Below are 14884 nucleotides of genomic sequence, written 5' to 3' on the forward strand. Positions count from 1 at the left end.
CGTCCCCTCCGCCGCCACCCCTGCGGCACTTCGGCGCCCACGTTAAGGGGCGGTCCGAAATCACGTTCTCGAGTCGCTGTCATCATTCTCATGGCAGTCACGGCCGAGGATTACTCCGTGCTCTCGAACGGGTAGACAAGGCTCTGCGCGCCCCGGATGCCGGAGACGAGCACGTTGCTGCTCGGACGGTAGGGCAGGTGCTTCAACGGCTCCAGGATGATCCGTACGGTGACCGGTGCGGCTCCGGCCTCCAAACCGGAGACGACCACAAGGAAGAAATCGTCGCTTTCGATCGCCCGCTGGAACTCCGCAGGGGTGAGCTGGATCGTGTCCGGCTCGGCACCGCCGTACGTCTTGAGTTCGTAGAACCGGGCCAGCTCGTCCACTGCGTCCGCCCCCAAACCGTGCTGAGCCCTCAGGTCACGCAGCTCGGTCTCGTCCAGCGCCAGAGCCCGGCGTACGAGGTCCAGTGCCGCCTTCTCCTGCTCCACGGCCGTATAGGGACGTGCGGCGGTGCGCTGCTGGGAGACGGCCGAGCCAGACCGGGGCTGGGGCAGGCCGACCGGGCCCTTCTTCGGGGCGGTGCCCGTAGCGGGCCCGGCCCCGGATTGCGGTGCCGTGAGGTTTCCCCGGTCCACGACGAGACGGAGGGTGGCGGGATCCACCAGTCGGCGGAACGAAGCGGGGGGCCGCACGGCGGGGACGGAGGGGCCCCGGCCGTGCGGGATCGCGGGTAGTGCGGGCGCCCGGCCACTGATCGTCGACGGGGCTCCCGCAACCGGACGCCTTTCCCGTCCGTTCGTCCGGCCGCGTCGGTCCGCTTCTTCCCGCATCTCCATGAGCCGGCGATAGCGTTCGGCGACGGCGGCTTCCTGTTCACGGCGGACCTGATCCTCCGCGAGGCTAAGGTCCACGGCAGTGCGGCCCCGCTCCGCCCGGTCACACGCGGCGGTCCAGGCGAGGGCCGCCGCCCTGCGGTGTCCAGGGAACTTGGTGGCGATCGAAGCACCGCCCGCAGAGGGCCGGTTAACCGCTGACAGGTCACGGACGTACAGGGTGCTGGAAGCCCAGTCGACACCGGCGTCGACGGGTACTTCCACCGGAGTACCGGACAGTTCCACCCGGCAGATCAGGTCCGGTGCCACGCTCACCGTGAGTGTCGCGAGTCCGTCCCAGGAGCCGTCCAGGCCGCGGGCCACCTCCGGGGCGTTGCGTTGCAGGTCCTCGCGCAGATGGGTGACAGCCGCGCGGACCAGTTCCGTCGCGTCCGGATCGTGCGAAGCGACAGTGGAGCTGTGCACACTGAGTTGCTCCACTCCGATCCACGTGAGGCGCAGGGCCCCGGCCAGTGGACGGAACTGATCCAGCTCTGCCCCCGGCCGCCACACGGCGTGGTCACGGCCCAAGCCGTCGGCGACCATGGGGTCCTCGACCGCGTACACAGGCCGCTTGCTAAGCCATCCCTTGCTCGTGACCAGGGGAAGTCTTCCCAGCCGCCCGGCTGTCAGCTCCTCCGACCGGACGGCAGAGGGGCGACGGAGCATCTTCAGGGTCTCCAGGACTACCGATTGAGTAGTTCCCTCCGGAACGTTCCGTCGCTCCCTCCTGTCCTGCTGCGCCAACTCCCTGATCACCTTCACAGCGTCGTCGACGGTCGGCCGACGCGCCCCGAGCCGCGTCCAGAACGCCTCGCCACCAGTGAACACAGGAGCGAAGGCCCGTGACGCTCCGAACAGTGGCTCGCCGATGAGGCACTCGCCCGGGCGCCGCCAGCCGGAGTTCGTGAGGACCAGCCCTTCGCCTGTGGTGAAGGCACGAAGGACTTCGCTGAACGGCATCTCTCCTGATCCGCCCGAAGTCCCCCTTCCGGTGGCACGCTCGGCCAGGGCTTCGTAGACGATCATTGCGGCGGGGGCGTTTCGTTCAGCCCCGTCCTTCTCCTCACGACGGACCCGCCGCAGGCACTCGACGAGATCGCGGGTACGGGCGTCTCCGACGACGTCCAGGGCTCGGAGTACCTCAGTACGCCGCCGTGCCTGCTCCTGGATGTCCGGATGCAGGAATTGGGCATCCCCGTCCCCGTAGACGGCCACGGTGCCCGCGGTGCGGGTACGGAGCCGGAAGGGGCTGGACGGAGTGCCGTTCCGATCGTCCAGCCAGGCCACCTCGCGTAGTTGCCAGAGCCATAGGGCGGCCGTCCGCCCTCGGTCGTGCCATGTGTGGTAGTCGAAAGCCGCACCGACCTCGGCATGTTCGGAGAAGCGACTCCATGAGCGGCCGAGTACGTGGAGAAGCGCGGCCGCCCTGCGTCGGCGACGTGCAGAGTCGTCGTCCTTCGCGATATCGGTTGCCACGGCATACAGGTCGGGGCAGTCGTAATCGTTGAGGGTGTAGGTCGCGCGAAGAGCCTCCAGCGCTTCCGTGCGCGCCTTCGAACCCGAGGCGAAGGCTGAGGGAAGTCCTCTGGCGCCTCGTTCGAACCGCGAGTGCTGTCCAGGATGGCTGCGCGGCCGGGGAGCCGTCTCGGCACCAAGCAACCGGAGAAATCTCAGGGCTCCGATGCTGCCGCCTTGCAACACCTTGGCGTAACGCGATCGCAGCCACGCCGGGCCGGAAGTCGAGCCGGCGGCGAAGGCGAAGCTCTCGTCGTGCTCGGCGCTGTCCAGCCCGGACGGAAGATAGGCCCGGGCGGGTGCGATCTCCACGTCCTCCCGCGCTCCATCGGTGGTGTAGCGGTGGCCTTGGAGCCGCACTGCCAGCCCGACCTTCCTGCCCCACAGCTCACGGCGGCTCTCCGGTACGTGTGCGAAACCGTCCCGCAGCGCCACGAGCTGCTCATCCGTGAGGACAAGCCCAGCTCCACCTCGCGCACCCCCGAAGTCTGCGAGACGCTGAATCACCGCTGCCGGGTCGTCGTCGTTGAGCAGTACCCCTTGCTTGCCGAGCCACTCCCGGACCGACCGCGCGTCGTCGGTGTCGGCCAGAAAGTCCGGATGGATCTCGCGGGTGAGCCCCAGTTCGAGTCCCAGCCCACGAGGAGTGGCGGCGAACAGCACGGGTACAGAGCCGCGCATGCCGTACTGCGTACCGGAACTGTCCACGAGCCAATCACGTGACGACAGGAGGCCGCTCCAACCCGCTTCGATGACTCGCGCGACCAGTCGGACCGTAGCTCGTGGTGATCGACTCCCGTCGCCAAGGAGGTCCAGCGTGTCGTACACCTCGACCCGGGCCGGTGCACCGACACCGTTCTCCTCCCAATCCGACAGCACCTCCCTCCACCTGCCGTCCGGGCCTCGCATCGCTCCGGGCAGCGCGGCGGGCACATCAGCCAGACGGGCGACCTCCTCCTCGGTCACGGCACCTTCGAGTTCTTCGTCCTCCACGGCAAGCGATCCGAGATCGAGGAGACCCTCCCCCGGGACCTCCAGGAGCAGCTTCGCGGACACCAGGCGCCGGGCGTGGTCGAGCAACCGCTGTTCCATCGCAGCAGCCGGATTGCACCCGTCACGGACGTGATCCGGCAGGGGAACAGCACTCCAGGCGTTCACCGGATCCTGCCGGAACTGCCGCAGAACGGCTGCCGTCCACAGATCGGCCACCAATGGAACGAGCGCACGGTTCCACGGGGTTTCGTCGAGCGCCTGCCGGCTGGCGAGCGGGTCGAACTGCGCACTCGTCCAGAGGGCCGGCCCGATCTCCTGAACCGGCAGACCGACGTGGATCCGTCCGGGACCGCCGTGTCCGAGCGGGAGGGCGACGGCGAGAGTCGTGGTGGGTCCGGCAGCCTTGTGCGCCCTGTCGATGCCCGAGGGACTGGGCACAGTGGTACGGCACACCAGCCATCGAGTCCCAGTGGCCGCACGGGCGAGGTGGGTCCCCACCTCTGCCGGTCCACCGCCGACCTCGGCCTCGAAGCCGGGTCCGGGCTCCCGGGATAGAGCGAGCCGGTGCCGGACGCCGCCCTGCGTATCCAGGTGCGTGACGTCGGATACGTGGTCGAGGAAGAGCAGCGCGCCGGAGGTCCAGGCAGCGAGCCACCCGTCGACGCTCTCCGCGTCGAGCGCACCGGGTGCAAAGGGAACGCGGAGCACGGTCCAGGCGTCGTCCGCGAACCAGTCCGGTACGACGAGCGGTTCGGCGACGGAGACATAGGGATCGCCGATGCGCACCCGATAGTGGCCGCTGTGCACTTCCAGATGGGGAGAAAGCGACTGCAGCGTCATCAGCCCGATGCCGAACCGCCCTGTGGATTCGGCTTCGTCCGCCTTGCTGGACAGCCACGGCATGGCCAGGGCCACTACGTCCGGCAACCGCACCGGGGCACCGTTATGGGCAACGAGAAGGTCTCGCTCCCTGGTGAGGATGCGCACTTCTGAGGCGCCGAGATCCTCCGAGTTCTGCACGATCTCGGACAGACCCTGCAGTGGATCACTCGAAAGGTTGCCCGCGTGGTCCCGGGTCCGGCCGAAGGCGTGGCGAACCATCCCGGGCAGTGTCGCGAACCGTTTGCCCAGGTGCTCGACGGCTGCGGCCGTCGCTTCACCGCCCTCCGGCTCCGGTACGTCGTTCGCGTCCCGCATTTCCTCCTGATCGAAGATGCGGTCGGCGAACCCGACGGCCCGCGCGGCCGCCTTCGTGTCACGCGTTCCCATGTGCCTGGTCCTCGTCGTCCTCATCAGTGTCGAAGTCGAATGCGAGCTGCCCTGGGCCGTCTTCGACGCCGGTCCCTACGACCGGCCCCGCCGTCGGGTCCACCGCCTCCTCCTCGTCGTGCGGCAGCGCGTACTCGTCCGCGAGCCGTGCGAGGTGAAGAGCAAGCGGCAGGCCGAGCACGTCCCGGTAGTCGTCCTTGCAGATGCGCTGTTGGTGGACGAACGCAGCCCATGCCTCGGGGTCGTCGCCGGGCTGAAGGCAGGCCAGGGTGAGCTCCAGTAGCTCGGGGTTCCACGCGTTCACCGTCGGCCGGTGGGCACTCCGGCCGGCGGGGTTGACGTGAGAGGTCAGCTTCGCATCGTCGTTCGTCAACTTCGTCTGCGTGCTCGCCTTGTCCGCAGTGCTGTAGAAGACGCGGCCGGGGCCTCCGGGCTCGTCGGGCACCCACAGTCCCATGCCGAAGCCGCCCCGCTGTTGCCCAGCCAACTCTTCCTCGCGCTCCTCCCGTTCCGCCCACCACTGGGGCGTCTCGTCACGGCCGCTGTCAGCGACCCTGACGACACGAAGGTGCTTGCCGTAGAGACCGATCCGCTGCGCGGGGCCCCCGTCGAGGCCGATCCGATCCACCTCGAGCCCGCCGTTGGTGAGCCACGGCCAGCGCTTGCGCACGTCTTGTGCGTGGGACAGGACCAAGGTCGGCGTGCCGCGCAGACTCGCCAGGGTCCTCCTGATGAAGGCAGCCGTGACTGCCGACTGCTGCGCCGAGGTCCTCAGGTCATTCCCCCGCACTCGTCCGGTCAGGATCCGGAGCAGGTCCGGGTAGGGCATCCACTCGGAGGTGTCCGCGGTCCGTCCGAGGACACATGGTGCGTCCGGCCGGAGCAGCACGGCGATCGGGGTGAACTGTGCCCTGCCCGTGGGACCGTCGACCCGGCGCTCGACCAGATGGAAGGCCACCTGGTTCAGACCGGAAGGGATGCGATCGCCGAGAGTGTGCTGGGGCACCAGGCGCATCCCGGTCTGACGAAGGCCGTCCGCCCAGGCCGCTTCGGCCCGCAGGGCAGCGTCCTTCTCGGCGTCAGCCGTGTCCATTGCGGTGTCTAGTGGGCGGATGAACTGGGTGACCAAGCCTGCGTCCGCGCACCCGAGCCGGATCGCGTACTTGGGGTCGGTACGCCTCGCGGGACCTTGGAACGCTTCACTTCCCTCCAGCTCGACAAGGGCGATCCGAGCCCCGGGCACCTGCTCCCTCAGACGGGTCATCGCCTCGGCGACCCGTCCGCGCCGCTCACGGATGGCCTGGTCGTGTTCCTGTCCCGCGCGCGGCGGCCGGTCCTCCGCTCCGAGCGGGGATCCCAGCTCGCCCAGCGGGTGGGCGTGGAGCCGCACGGTGAGTTCCTCGGCCTCCCACACCCATGTCTCCGGTCCTCGTTCACGCCGATACTCTGTGAGTCCGAGCGCGCTCTCGGCCGTGGCGACGAGCCGGTCCCGCTGGTCGTCGGTCTGGTGAACCAGGAAGCCGACGAGATCGGTGCCCTCCAGCGTCGCGGCGAGCGCCGCACGCCGCACCCGCGCGTTGTCCGCCGCGGTCCGTTCCGTCCGTTCCAGGAGGGCGGCGAGCTCTTCGACGGTGGCGTTCTTTGGCATGGAGGGCCGCTTCGTGAGCTGTCTGACAGGCGGGCGACCGTACCGGCTGCGCTGGAGCTTCGCGGCGGGGACGAACTCGGGGGCCAGCGCCTGCTCGGCCCACTCGATGAGACGGCGGCGTTCGCTGGGCATCAGTCCGGTCCCGATGGGGTGTCTGCCCATGGCGGCCTGGTGACCGACCGCCAGCCTGATGCCGTCCTTCCCGTCCCCGATCCAGTGGTCGGCCTCCTTGACCAGTCGATCCACCGACGGGAGCCCGTCGAGCGCGGCGACGGCGGCGAGCATGCCACTGGGGCCGCCCTGCCTCCAATCCGTGGTCCCGTTGCGCCACTGCAGCATGGCAACCGAGAGTCGCCGGGACACCGGTGCGTCCGGCACGAGCGAGATCTCTGGCAGTAGGTAGACCGAGACCCCCTTGCGGAAGGGCATCCAGACCTTTCCGGTGACGAACCGGCGGATTCCCGCGCTGAGGTGAATCCGAGGAACCGGCGAGAACGGGACGGTGCGCACGCCGACGCGGAGGGTGGCCGCGTAGTACGACGGCTTGCGCTCGCCGCCCCTACCCGTGGGTCGGTATTCGATCGGCGGCCACGACATCAGTTCCGCGCTGCTGCTTCCGGCGTCGTACCCGCCGCCGGCGCCGGCGACCTGGTGGAAGGTGAGTTGCCGGCCTCCGTGCTCGTAGGCACCCCGACGTGCGATGCGTGCGGCCAGTTCGTCGGGGAGCAGTCGGTACACCAGACGGGCGGGCTTGGCGGTGCCACCGGGAGAAGGCTGTTGTTCGAGCAGGTCGATGGTGTCTGCCCGCCAGGTCAGGCTTCCGGTGTCCAGCTCGCGGAAGCACTCCGCGAGCAGACGCCGTGCGTCCGGATCATCGGGATGGCGGGGGAGATTCCTGAGCCAGGTGGCGGCGTAGAGGTTGGTCACCGGGGTGGGAAACGGCTCGGTGCAGTAGAGCCAGGGGGAGTCCGTTCCGAAGGTGGCGTTGGACGCCACGGTGACGACGTCCGGGGCGGTGGTGCGGATCAGCTGGTTGATCTCCCGGGTGGGGATGCGACGTGGGCCGTGCCATCGGCCTTCCGGCCGGCCATGGTCACGCAGCTGACCGAGCGGCTCCTCCCAGTGAGCGGGCAGCGAGAGGGTGTGCCGTAGGACGGGGAAAGGCCCCTGTGCCGGTTCAGGCATGTACGAGGCGGTCCGTACGTGCTGGTACGCCATCTTGTGAGTCTCCTCAGATCGGAGGCAGGTGCGGGGTGCGGGCGGGCAGCCGCGGTCTCAGCCCATGTCGACGAGGGCGCGGTAGAGCGGCTCGTACAGTTCGCGGACGAGCGACTTGTCGATCGGAGAGGGTTCCGGCGGAGCTTCGGCACCTTGAGCGACGATGTCGGGCTCGTCGAAGTAGGGGGCCAGCACGGCGCGCATGCTCGCCAGCAGGCTGGTGTCCGGGGTGTCGACAGCCTCGAATCCCGCCTCGCGGGGTGAGAAGGCGGCGTCCACGAAGGCCACCCTGGCAGGCACACCGCCACGTACGAGGCGGCCGATCACCTGCCACATCACGACCAGCTGGTCCCAGGTGAAGGCGACCTTCTCGTCGTCCCGGAGGCTGGACCAGGCCATTCGGCGGGTGAGGTACCGGTTCCATTGGCGGCGGGCGCGACTACGGAACCCGATGGCGGCCTGGTGCGGCGTGGCAGCCGCGAGCGTCGCCTGTGTGAAGACCCTTCCGGTGTCCCGGAGCTGGCGTACCGCCCAATCGTTGATCGACTGGATGGCGAGGGCGATGTCGTCGGGCCGCGGGTGGGGCCGGGCGAGGAAGTAGACGCTGCCGATCGCGGCCTTGCCCGTGCTCAGCACGATGTTGTGCCCTCGTTCCACCGCGAGCAGCGGCGCGATCAGGAGTTCGCCGCCGATCTTCGCGAAGGAGTGCACGTCACCTCGGGTGAGGGTGCGCACCGCGGGGTCCTCCGGCAGCCGGGCCCAGGCGGTGTCGGCGTCCGCGTCGTCCGAGACGAGCTGGACGACACGGCCGTTCCACTCGGGGATCCCGTTGAGGTACTCGGCCGCGCGCCGCGCCTCGTCGTAGCTGCCGACGAGGAGCAGGATGCGGCGTCGATCCTGGTCGGGGATCTCGTCCAGCTCGGTGTCGAGCATGCTGGACGCGCCGGGCAGGCTGCGGTCAGGAACCGCGAGCTGCCGGAGCATCTCGACGAGCGCCTGGGGCCGCTCCTTCGGGGGGCAGCCCGACAGCCGCAGGGGCCGCGGCCCTTCGCTGCCCGGCCAGTGGAGGAACTCCTTGCGGAACTCGGTGCCGAGGACGGCCTCGACCTCCTCGTCCCGCGGGCGAAGCACGGCTCCCACATCGGCGTGCAGGTGGTACCGGCTGGAGGTGCCGGCCCAGCTGGTCGCGGACATGAGCAGAACGTGGGGGGCGGGTCGACTGTCCACCCGGCACAGGTCGCCCATTCGCATGAGGAGTTCGCGCCCCACACCGTTGCAGTGGAAGAAGCGCAGCTCACCGCTGCGGTCGCCGTCGCGCTCCGAGTCCGTGAGGCGAAACTGGAAGCCGAGGACGTTGCCCATCGGTGATTCGGGGATGACCGCCTCGTAGTCCTTCGGAGGTCTGCGGGAGAGGACGTTCGACGCGTTCTCCAGGTGGAGTGCGGCATCGACGCGCGGCCACAGGATGGTCATGAAGTCGAGTCGGCTGTGGAGCGCGGCGAGGAGCAGGGTGAACTCGAAGCGTCGGGCCTGTACGTCGATCCGGTCGAGGACTCCGGAGTCGTGGCCCACGACAGCAGTGAGGGTGGAGCGGAGCCGTTCCCGGGTGCGGGCGCCCTGGGGGGCGTGGAGCAGTTCGAGGGCCAGGTGGACGAAGGTGTTGACCAGGGGGGTCACCTGGTCGCCGTCACCAGTGCTCTCGTGCTCGTGCAGGGGGTCGTCCCGGAACCGCAGCAACGCCTCGTCCAGCAGCCGTGCCGCGGGCGGTGGTTGGTCGCCCGCGTCCCGTCCGGGGAACCAGCTGTCGATCAGCAGGTTGTGCAGGGTGAACGCGCTGAAGTAGTCGACGCTGATCCACTGCCGCAGCTCCCCGTCCTTGACCAGGAGCGAGTAGAGCCGGTCGGTGGCGGCGCTCACGGTGTTGACGGCGTTCGTCCAGTCGTCGACGTCGCGTTCGGACAGCTGGAGCCGCCCGTCTCGGGCCATCTGCTGGAACTTGTGGACGGCGACCTCGTCGAACCATGAGTTCGGGTAGGTGCCGACGAGGGTGCTGGCCGGGGCGAACACGGTGTCGAGCTGCATCTGCACGCGGTCCGCCTCGTCGACGATGATCAGGTCGCTGAGTCGGCAGGCGAGTTCCAGGTAACGGATCTGCTCGTCGTGCTGGTGCTGGGGCACGGAGCTGTGCACCAGCCCGGCGGGGGTCGCAACCCAGACGCGGGCATCGACGAGGTCCCGGGCGCCGCGATGTCTCGGACAGCGGTTCCACAACGGGCACAGCTTCCGCTGGGGCTTGGGGCGCGGCCTTCGGCCGGCCGGGTTGTCCGCTTCGACCAGTGGATCGTCCGGGGTCTCTTCCTGGTCCACAGCGGGGTACAGCCCGAGGCACGGGGCTTCCCTGATGCCGAGGGGCCTGCGTGCCTCCATGCCGCGCAGCACGTCCACGGGGCAGGCACTGCTCAGGTATGCGAAGCCGGGGTGGTCGTGTCCCAGCATGGTGTCGGCGCCCGCCACCGCGGTGCGGCGGTGCAGGCGTCCGATGTTCCGCTCTCGCGTGGAGTGGCCGAGGATGGGTGCCGCCGCTACCCCGAGCCGCTTGAACAGCTCCACGACGGCCAGGGTTTCGGCGACGTCGCCGACGACCAGAGTGACACGTCGCGACGTCCGGGTGACCAGGTGGTAGGTGAGGATGTCGCGGAGGGTCGACTTGCCCGCACCGACCATGCCGACCAGGTGGAGCAGCTGGTCGATCCTGAGGCGCTTGCCCCGCGTGAACCGACCGAGGGCCTCGTCCCGGACGAGTAACCGGACACGGCTCAGTCGACCGCGCCATCCGCTTCGGGAGCCGCCGGTGACCTCCTCCTTCGCGTCCATGGCTGCGGCCGCCGTCTCGAGTTCTTCCCAGGTCACGTCTACGGCTTCCCCGCGCCCGGCGGGTGCCGCGTCGAGGGCGTGCGACCTGGGGAGGGCGCCGAGCAGCAGGTCGTCGGTGATCTCGATCGAGTGGAGCCGGTCCTGGGCCCGGAAGGTGTGCTCGCCCGATCCAGCGAGCGGAACACGGCGGGTCGCGAACTCGGGTGCTGTGATGAGCAGCTCTTCGAACACCTCGAAACGACGCGCTGCCCGGGCGGGTACGCGTCGACGCGGGACCGCGTCGACGCTTTCGAGGTCGTATCCGCGCAGCTGCTGCGGCACGCGTAGGTACGCCTCCAGCGCTTCAGACCAAGCGTGTCCGCGTCTGAGGACCCACAGGTGGTGGCGGGCGCGCAGGATGCGCAGCCGCTGTTCGTCGGAGCGGACGTCCCCGAGCGCTTCGCTGTGAGGGTATCCGCCGAGGAGGGGCCACACGTCGAGTGCGGCGCGCGTGGGCGCCACGCTCTGCAGCAGATAGAGGCCCAGTTCGACGTCGAGGAGATCGGCGACCCGGAACGCGCCAAGGTCATCCGGCCATACATCGGTGAGCTGGCGGGAGCAGCGACGGTGCCAGCTGCTGCGATCACGCATGGTGGTCTCCTTGGCGGCGAGGGGATCCGGCGGCTTCCGTCCGGTCGGCGATCTGCTCGGCCACGAGACGCAGGAAGGTCCGGTCGTCGAGCAGGGTGATGTTCCCTGCCAGCTCTTCGGGAAGATTTCGGCGGAACTGTCGTCCGTACGCCTCGTTCTCGCGGAATCGATAGCGGGGCACGACCAGGAAGGCTCGGTCGAAGGGCGGGTCGGCCCGGAAGCGGGTGAGTGTGCGTGCGAGCAAAACCGGGTTCACCCGGTCCTTGACGTCCACGGCCCAGTACCGACCTCCGGGCAGCGGGACGCGCAAGTCGTACGCGTCGAACTGGGGCCACATCTCGGCGTGGATGCCGAAGCGTCTCTTGAGGGTTGACCCGATGTCGTTCTCTGCCAGGCCCGGACTGGTGACGAACATCCGCAGGGGGCGGCTGAGCTGGTGGAGCCCGCTGCGGTCGGGACGTACCGGAACGGGGACAGCGGCGGTGGCGTCACGGCGGCAGCGGTCCAGCTCGCAGCGGTGACCTCCGTCGGGCAGTGGCACCATCAGGCAGCGGCAGCGTCCGCACTGCTGGTAGCCGCCGTCGCTTCGATAGGTCGCAGGGACGGGTTCGTAGCACTGTCTGATGACGTGGTGGAGCAGGAGTCCGCACTCCGGGTCCCCGCCGAGCAGGGCGAGCTCCGCGCCGGTGAGTACGGGCCGGGTGGTCAGCAGGGACCGGAAGGCGGTGTACGCCGCAGGATCGCCTGCTGCCCGGCATACGGTGAGTGCCTCCAGCATGCGCTGGTTCTCGAAGATCTCCGCAGCGGGGTCCGCCGCATCCACCTCCCACTCGAGGCAGAGCTGGTGCGGCAGTCTCGTCTGGGGATCCACGAGCGTGCCGGCGGCCCCACGGGCTTCGGGAGGCAGGTCCAGCGGCCAGCCCGTCAGCGGTCGTTCGCAGGCCCAGCGCACCATCTCGGGAATGCTGCCCGGCGGTTCGACTCCGTGTCGCAGGCAGTGCAGGACGAGTCGGTTGTAGGCGTTCTGGACCTGGGCCGGATAGATCGGGTGGGGCACGCCGCGCTGCCGGGACAGACGGACCAGCGCACTGGCGATCTCCCGGAGCAGGGATTCGTCCGAGCCCGCGGACGGTCGGGAGATCAGGCCGGATCGGGCTGCCCCGGAGTTCGGTGAGGTCTGGGTGATCATGCCTTCTCCTCCGCGTCGGCAGGGGCTTGGGCGCTCGGGCACCACTGCGAGACCGGGCACTGACGGCAGTGCCCGCCCGGCCGCGCGTCCCACGCACGGTCCTCGCGCCAGGGGCCGGCGTACCGTTGGAGCACCGCTCGCGCCTTGGCCAGGCGCTCCGCGTCCATCGGGTCGATCACGTGAGGGTCGGATCCGTCGGGACGGAGGATCTCCAGCTCCACCCTCGATCCGGAGGGGTCACCGCCCAGCTCCCCCTGGGCAAGCAGGACGACGGCCAGGGCGAGCTGCGGATAAGCGTCCAGCGGATCCTTGCCGATGCGAGCGGGAGTGCGGGTGGTCTTGAGCTCCCGCCATACCCAGGAACCGTCCTCCCTGTAGAGCAGGTCGGGTTTGGCCACGACCAGGGCCTGGGCCGCCGTGTCGTGAAACACCCGGGTCGGTTCGCATTCGACCCGCTCGATGGCCTCGGGGAGCTGGAAGGGGCACGAGTCCACATGCTGCAGGAGCATGGCGCGGCCCGTCTCCGCCTCCTCGTCCGGGACCCTCCACCGGCCGGCGGTCCAGTTCTCCCCCGGCGGGGGCATGTCGCCGCGCGTGCAGGGAATGGGGCCGGTGCGGCGGTGGAGCGCCTCGACCCAACCGTGTACGGCCTGGCCGAGCTTGGCCGCGTCGCTGTACTCGCCTGTTTTCGGCAGGTGCAGAGAGCGCAGCAGGGATTGTGCAGGGCAGGCGGCGTGGTACCTGAGGTCGCTGATGGACACCTTCCGCAGCGGTAACCGGCGGGAGGGCAGCGCCAGTACCCCCGGAGACCGGGGCACCGCCTCACACCCGGTGAACTGCTTGCAGTCGAAGCAGGCCGCCCCGGGGCGCTCCGGACCGCCCCTGACCACATTCCTCACGTGGGGGCCGCCGTGGGCCTCGTAGTACGCCTTGGCCTCCTCCGCAGTTCCGTCGAACTGGACGGTCCGCGATCCGTCGCCCAGGCCGATCTCGATGATCCTGACCCTCGCGACGGGCCCGGGAGAGCCGTGGATCACGAACTCCTGGTTCCAGCGGCGCGGCCACGCCGCGTCGGCTCCGAACGCCGCGGTGTACGCGGCGACCGCGATCTCACCCCGGCTCGACGCACGGGCGTCCCCGTGTCTCAGCCGCCGGTACTCGCGCACCTTGCCGTCGGCCGACTGGTAGCGGCGCCACCATGCGTAGAGCTCCCAGCGCCGGCCATTGTCCTTGCGCACCGCCCAGTACGACTGAACCGGCACGAAGTCGTCCGGCCCCTGGCTCGCGTACTGCCGCACCGCTTGCTCCACGTAGGTCCGGTGCCCCTCGTGCAGAGCAGGCCGGTGGCCGGACAGGGCTCCGAGCGCCTCGTCCACCGTGGCGCCACCGAACTCGATCTGGTCCAGCGCTGCACACACGGGACCGAGCGTGAAGGTCTCGTGCTCTTCCCGGGGAAGCTGCGACGGCACCCGCGCCCGAAGTCCTGGCCGGGCCTTCGCCGCGTCGCGGGCCAGGCAGACGTGCGGCTCGTCCGCTCCCCCTCCTGTGCCCGGCCCGATCCGGACCGGCCCCTCGTCCCCCGTCATCCACTGCGGCACACGCCACGGCACGTCGCACGTCATGTCGTTCCCCCTCCCGGCCGAAGCACGGAGTTAGGCCGGCCGTCGTGAACCCCGAGGCCGTGCCGCCGAGCGTAGCGCACAACTTTGGAACTCTTTGGATAACCTTGGAAATCAAAGGGATCGGCGATACAGTGCGCCCATGACCGCATCGCTGGAGGAGCTCGAGGAACGCCTGTCGCGCCTGCGCGCCCTCCTGCGAGAGGCTCGACGCGCCCGCGACAACGCGGCCACCGCCCGCATCCGCGCCGAACTGCGCGAGGCGGAGTCCGCGTGGGAGCGAGCCCTCGACGCCGAGGAGGCGGAGGGGGCCGCGCCACCTGCCGCGGCTCCTTCCTCACCCGCCGGGACCCCGGCACCTGCCACCACCGCCGGGACCGCATCCTCGTTCCGGCTCCAGGCCCACGGGAAGCAGTCCACCCCCGGCGCCGTCCCGGTCCGCGAGCAGGTGCACCAGGCACTCACCCTGCTCGGCGCTCCCGCGTCGCCCAAGCTGATCTCATCCGTATACCAGGCCTTCTTCACCGAGCCGCTGGTCGCGACGAAACTCGCCTCCCTCCGCCGGGACGAGGAAAGGTCCTTCACCGCACAGGGCTACGCCCGCCCCTACTACATCTGCGCCGCCCTCACCCACGACCGGCTCACACCCGCCCGCGGTCTCCTCGCCGTATCCGTCTGGCCCCTGGAGCAGCGCATCATCGGCCCACTGAGCCCGCGTGCCGACTTCCTTGTCCACGCCATCGGCACCGCCGAGCAGATCCTGCGGCTCGACGTCGCCGGACACGCGCCCTCCGGCGCAGCCCGCCAACTGTTGCGCCGTTTCGCGCTCAACATCCCCGGCGCGTACGACGACGAGGAAATCGACCCCGAACGCGTGATCTCCGCAGCACGCACGGAGGCCGCAGTGCACCAGGAGGCGGACTACTCCCTGCGTCGCACGACCGCCGACCGCGCACGCGGCCAACTCACAGAAGTACAGCAGCTCTTCGGGTCCCCGCCCCTGCACGATGCCCTGCGCGGTTCAGCCGGCTTCACCATCTGACCGACTACC

Annotated in this window: 6 protein-coding genes; 1 reads left to right on the plus strand and 5 read right to left on the minus strand. The window is 69.7% G+C overall.

Annotated features, from left to right (window positions below; all coding sequences use genetic code 11):
* Positions 1 to 110: 110 nt before the first annotated feature.
* From ACH4RG_RS31615 to ACH4RG_RS31635, 5 genes are read right to left on the minus strand one after another with little or no spacing between them, the layout of a single operon-like run.
* Complete coding sequence (locus ACH4RG_RS31615) at positions 111 to 4655, minus strand: sacsin N-terminal ATP-binding-like domain-containing protein (RefSeq protein WP_319272759.1); 4545 nt, start codon at positions 4653 to 4655, stop codon at positions 111 to 113.
* A complete protein-coding gene (locus tag ACH4RG_RS31620) occupies positions 4642 to 7521 on the minus strand; it encodes a pPIWI_RE module domain-containing protein (RefSeq protein WP_398540595.1) in 2880 nt (959 codons plus the stop codon). The genes ACH4RG_RS31615 and ACH4RG_RS31620 overlap by 14 nt, the downstream gene beginning before the upstream one ends.
* A gap of 57 nt (positions 7522 to 7578) precedes the next feature.
* Entirely contained in the window at positions 7579 to 11025 is a 3447-nt protein-coding gene (locus tag ACH4RG_RS31625; RefSeq protein WP_398540596.1) for a signal recognition particle, read from the minus strand.
* The gene (locus ACH4RG_RS31630) at positions 11018 to 12214 is read right to left on the minus strand and encodes a hypothetical protein (RefSeq protein WP_319272765.1); all 1197 of its coding nucleotides are present in this window, start codon (positions 12212 to 12214) and stop codon (positions 11018 to 11020) included. The genes ACH4RG_RS31625 and ACH4RG_RS31630 overlap by 8 nt, the downstream gene beginning before the upstream one ends.
* Positions 12211 to 13836, minus strand: coding sequence for a PD-(D/E)XK nuclease family protein (locus tag ACH4RG_RS31635; RefSeq protein WP_319272766.1), 1626 nt, complete (start codon positions 13834 to 13836; stop codon positions 12211 to 12213). The genes ACH4RG_RS31630 and ACH4RG_RS31635 overlap by 4 nt, the downstream gene beginning before the upstream one ends.
* A gap of 139 nt (positions 13837 to 13975) precedes the next feature.
* Here ACH4RG_RS31635 and ACH4RG_RS31640 point away from each other — a divergent pair, with 139 nt between their 5' ends.
* Entirely contained in the window at positions 13976 to 14875 is a 900-nt protein-coding gene (locus tag ACH4RG_RS31640; RefSeq protein WP_398540597.1) for a hypothetical protein, read from the plus strand.
* Positions 14876 to 14884 lie beyond the last annotated feature (9 nt).

The organism is Streptomyces sp. NPDC021019, from assembly GCF_044333295.1.
Classification (GTDB): domain Bacteria; phylum Actinomycetota; class Actinomycetes; order Streptomycetales; family Streptomycetaceae; genus Streptomyces.

Bases quoted from the DNA above. Each gene is read 5' to 3' on its own strand.
- ACH4RG_RS31615 (WP_319272759.1), bottom strand. From the start codon at position 4,655: ATGGGAACGCGTGACACGAAGGCGGCCGCGCGGGCCGTCGGGTTCGCC.
- ACH4RG_RS31620 (WP_398540595.1), bottom strand. From the start codon at position 7,521: ATGGCGTACCAGCACGTACGGACCGCCTCGTACATGCCTGAACCGGCA.
- ACH4RG_RS31625 (WP_398540596.1), bottom strand. From the start codon at position 11,025: ATGCGTGATCGCAGCAGCTGGCACCGTCGCTGCTCCCGCCAGCTCACC.
- ACH4RG_RS31630 (WP_319272765.1), bottom strand. From the start codon at position 12,214: ATGATCACCCAGACCTCACCGAACTCCGGGGCAGCCCGATCCGGCCTG.
- ACH4RG_RS31635 (WP_319272766.1), bottom strand. From the start codon at position 13,836: ATGACGTGCGACGTGCCGTGGCGTGTGCCGCAGTGGATGACGGGGGAC.
- ACH4RG_RS31640 (WP_398540597.1), top strand. From the start codon at position 13,976: ATGACCGCATCGCTGGAGGAGCTCGAGGAACGCCTGTCGCGCCTGCGC.